The organism is Synechococcus sp. R5-13 (assembly GCF_047462015.1).
In the GTDB taxonomy this organism is placed as follows: domain Bacteria; phylum Cyanobacteriota; class Cyanobacteriia; order Thermostichales; family Thermostichaceae; genus Thermostichus.
Genome location: NZ_JANSIL010000037.1, coordinates 1 through 4,503 on the forward strand (window position 1 = coordinate 1; position 4,503 = coordinate 4,503).

Here is a 4,503-nt window from a genome sequence, read left to right on the forward strand (position 1 = left end):
AAGGGGATGCGGATTTGAATGGTGCGAATGTGATTGCGCTTTTGGGGGCTGCTGTAAACCAGCCTAGAGGCTCGTGGTTGGCTTGCCAACTGCAGGGCTACCGAAAGCCCGCCCTGTACTGCGAAGCAGTCAGGGTTGGGTAGTTTACAACATCCAAAAAGCGTTATCGGGTTTACAGTGAGTGTGAATAACCCAACAAGCGTGAGGCTGAACCGATGACACTGGCTCAGGAGGCAACTGCCCAAGTCCCCGCCTTTTGCGAAGGGATCCAGTACTTCGGGGATCCCTGGCCGGAATTTGACCGCCTGGGCCAGGCCCCTGCAGTGGATGCCGGCACCGGGAAGCTGAGGGATCCCGGCAGTCGCATGGCCGCCTACCAAACCTTGCTCTATGCCGATGCCTTGCGCTACCTCACCCTGCAAATGACCGCCAGCAAAGCCTCAGGCCATCCGGGCGGATTTGCCAGCCAAGCAGAAGCCTATGCAGCTCTGGTGTACCTGGGCCAGAAGAACATCCCCACCGAAGTCGGGCACCACGCGCCGGGCTTTTACGCGGCCATGTTTTTGGATGGATCCCTGGCCGAGATGGGCATCCACACCGTCTCCGACCTACGGGCCCGTTTTCGAGAACGGGAAGGGCTGTTGGGTCACCTATCCGGCTACATTCCCGGGCTGCTGGCACCGGCTGGGCCGCTGGGGCAAGGACAACACTTTGCCATGGCAGGAGCCCTGCTCTATCCAGATCGCCTCTTCCCGGTCACGATTGGGGATGGCGGCCTGGGGGAGCCCTATGTGATGAGCTCCATGATTCACTTTCACACCGCTTTCCCCCAGCGCACCAACTTCCTGCCGGTACTGGTCTGGAACGGCTACAGCCAAGAGCACCACAGCATGATCTCCACCGCCAGCAACGCCCAGATGGCCGAGTATTGGCGGGGCAACGGCTTTGAGAAAGTGATTCTGGTGGACGCCAAAGACTTCGACGATGCCCAGCAGCCCGGCCCTTACGTCGACAGCACTCAGTTTTCCCTAGAAGCCCGCCTTGCCTTTGCCCAAAGGGTGCTGATCGAAATGGAGCGAGCCATCCAATCAGCCCTGAGCGGACAATTAACGGTTTTCATCCTCAAGCAACTGAAGGGGGCTGGGGTACATGCCAAGGGATCCAAGTCCCACAACCTCTACGGCCACCACACTCTGGATCACCCGGACATTGTGGCGGCTCTGCGGGCGCGGGCCTTACATCCGGCAGCTTGGGCCCTGGTGCGACAAAACTGCCAACGGGCAGCCGGGGGGCCAGCCGCCAAGGTGGCGGTTACAGAGTTCGTTCGGCCCCTTCCACCTCTGGGATCCCTAAACCTAACGGAGTTTCCCCTGGGGGACAAGCAGGTTTCCACCACGGCCATCGGATCCCTGGTGGTGCAGGTGGGGCAGAAGGATCCCGACTTTTTGGTGGCCAATGCCGACGGCAACGAAGCTTCCGGCATTGCCAATGTGAACCAAGGTCTCAAGGTGATTCACCCCACGGTGGATCCCTTATACAACCAACAGCCCCAAGGACAAGTCTATGAGCCCCTGAGCGAAGATGCCTGCGCAGGACTGACGGCGGGCCTAGCCCTCTTCGGCGGACGCTCCCTGTGGTGCTCCTACGAGTCCTTTGCCGTCAACGGCCTACCCATCTGGCAGACGGTAACCCAAGCCATGGCGGAGCTGCGCCGGCCCACCCCCTCGGCCATTGCCCTCTTCACTGCCGGCGCTTTGGAACAGGGGCGCAACGGCTGGACCCACCAACGCCCGGAAATTGAGGCCTACCTGGCGGCCATGATGCGCAACGGCAACGTCTTCCCCCTCTTCCCGCCGGATGCCAACTGTGCCCAAGCTGCCTACGAATGGGCCCTATCCACCTGCAACAAAGGGATCCCTATCATCGCCAGCAAAACCCCCCTGCCCATCCGCACCACCCTCGAACAAGCCCGCCAAGCAGTAGAGCAGGGCTGCATCGTCCTTCAGGAGTTTCCCGGATCCCGCACCGTGGTCTTTGCCGTGGTGGGGGATATGATTCTCCTGCCCGTGTTCGAGGCGGCTGAGCAGCTCCAAGCCCAAGGGATCGGCTGCAAAATCGTCTCGGTAATTAACCCCCGCCGTCTGTATCGCCCCGGCGACGTGGCTTGGTCCACCTGTGCTCAGCCAGATGGGGAATTCATGTCCGACCAAGAATTTGCCGCTTGGTTTGCCGGCGAGGCCCTCATCGGCGTAACAGGCGGGGCCAGCCTGATGCTCGAACCCTTGATGTTGCGCTATGCCGGCCCGCGGGATTTCTTCGCTTGGAAACGCGGCGAAACCACCGCCACCCCCGCCGAATTGATGGACTACAACGGCCTGACAGCTCAGGCACTGTCAGAACGAGCCAAGCAACTGCTATGCTGAGGGCGAGCTTTTAGCTTGGTTAGCATTGTCCACCTTATTTTTTCCTATGACTGCGGCTAGATATCTCCGAGAGAAGCTTGAGAGGATGTCTCCCACCGAGAGGGTAGAGCGAGTTGTTGTCCAACACTTTGCTTCTCCTCTCCTGCAGGCGCTTGGCTTTGACGACTCGGAAATTAGAGAAGAATTCGAGACAGGTTGCGGCCAGGTCGATCTCGCAGCAAGAAAGAACGGAGATCCTGAAGATACTTTCTTTAGATCCCCGAAGAATCCCTACTTGCTTTTGGAGGCAAAATCTAGAGCAGTTAATCTCAGAGAAGGATCTTGCTATAGAGATGTAGTTTGTCAGATAGAAAGTTACTTGCTTGCCAAGAACTGCAAATCTGCAAAATGGGGAATTATCACCAATGCAAATAACATCCAGCTTTGGAGGAAGCACGGAAAAGTCGTTCACCCCGCTACAGCAAACCTTGATATTAGCTCAGATAACATTGAGAGCATAGTGCGTAACTTGCGAGACAAGATAGAAAACTATGAGCGCGCTCTGACTGTATGCGTGTATAACAATAAAGGAGGCGTAGGCAAAACAACGACGATCATTAACCTTGCGGCAACACTAGCAACCAAGAAAAAAAAGGTCTTAGTTGTTGACTTTGATTCTCAGGGTGATCTGACAAGAAGTTTGGAAGCCACTCCTGGAAAAATTACACTGACGCAATGTTTAAAGGATCCCAAAATAGACGTCCATGCCATTGTCCAAACATATAAACTCAAGGGATTTTCCATCTTCGACATTATCCCAAGAGACCCTGAACTAGAGACGTTGACTGATAGCCGGGCAGTAGCATATATCCCAAAGGGAACTCGGCGCCTTCGAGATCTGATTGCTCCTCTTCGCAATGAGTATGACTACATCCTAATCGACTGCCCAACTCAATGGCTTTACTTCAGCCAAAGTGGTGTTTTTGCTGCCGATGTTATTTTGATACCTACCCGCCCCGACGATCTGTCTTCCCTGAATAATGCTGCTAGAGTAATCACCAGCTTTGTTCCAGAAACTGCTAAGTCACGACAGGATGGCGGCCCCAGGACTTTGCCTATCTTTTTCAATGGCGTCTCTTCGAGAAGTGAATACACTATTAGACTAGCTCACGAAGAGATACAGAAGCTTATCAACCAGGAGAAAAGTGTAGATCTACTTCCATATTTCTGGCCACATTTTAAGAGAGGTAATGAAAACAAAAGCATTTTTAGGATACCTGACTATGCAGTGATATCCTCTGCAAAGTTTGAACGAAGGCCTGCCGTCTTTAGCGACAGGAGAGTTTTAGAATACTACCAGAGTCTTGCCCGTGAGTACTTTATCGATGAGTGAGTTTTCAGATCTAGGTAGGTTGGTTAACTTACCCCTTGAGAGCATTACGCCCGCCGATGGGTTTTCTGCTCCCTCCTTCCTTGTTGCCGCAGCCGCAGATCAGCTAAGGGCAACAGGAGGACACAACTGGGTTCCTCTGCTGGTGGTCGAGGCTGGCGACTATCAGTACAAGGCCATTGGTAACCATTTTGTCTATGCAGTTGCTCAAGAAGCGGGACTGGAAAGGCTATGGTGTATCGTTGTCGATCCTGATCCAGAGCAGGTTAAGCAGGCCCAGATTCTCGCCAAAGAAATTGTTCCGAAGGTAAATTTGACCAATACATCGAGAGAGACTATCTTGGCTGCGCTAAGATACCTAGCCGAGCGACCCAGCAGTCCCCTCAAGGGAGTCGATGTAACCATTGCAGCTGCCCGGATTGCAGAGGCGGATAGAAGTTGGTGGCAGGACTTAACCCCCATAACCAAGCTTGGGTGCAAAATTACGCGAGGCAAAAAACTGGATGCCCTATCGGAAGTATTTTTCGTAACTCCTACAGCGTTGCCCCCTACTCTGAAGAAATCATCCAAGAGATCTGCGGCATCCGCTGGCGCGAAGAAAGCGACCTCAACTCGCTCGCGGAAAAAAACAGAGGGAGAGAGGTAAACTACCCGGCTCCGACCGCTAAGCGGTACGGAGCGGGCTTTCAGTAGCCCTGAGCCTGCTCTGCT

Annotated in this window: 3 protein-coding genes and 1 pseudogene; all 4 read left to right on the top strand. The window is 54.6% G+C overall.

Annotated elements, in window-relative coordinates; translation table 11 throughout:
- Window positions 1-143, top strand: a pseudogene (locus NW840_RS03260) (RNA-guided endonuclease TnpB family protein); the annotation flags it as partial.
- A 72-nt stretch (window positions 144-215) separates the two neighbouring features.
- Window positions 216-2,423: a phosphoketolase gene (locus NW840_RS03265; protein WP_414342380.1), complete on the top strand. Its 2,208-nt coding sequence runs from the start codon at window positions 216-218 to the stop codon at window positions 2,421-2,423.
- 85 nt (window positions 2,424-2,508) lie between these two features.
- On the top strand, window positions 2,509-3,795 hold the full coding sequence (locus NW840_RS03270) for an AAA family ATPase (protein ID WP_414342381.1): 1,287 nt from the start codon (window positions 2,509-2,511) through the stop codon (window positions 3,793-3,795).
- Complete coding sequence (locus NW840_RS03275) at window positions 3,788-4,438, top strand: Rho termination factor (protein ID WP_414342382.1); 651 nt, start codon at window positions 3,788-3,790, stop codon at window positions 4,436-4,438. The genes NW840_RS03270 and NW840_RS03275 overlap by 8 nt, the downstream gene beginning before the upstream one ends.
- Window positions 4,439-4,503 lie beyond the last annotated feature (65 nt).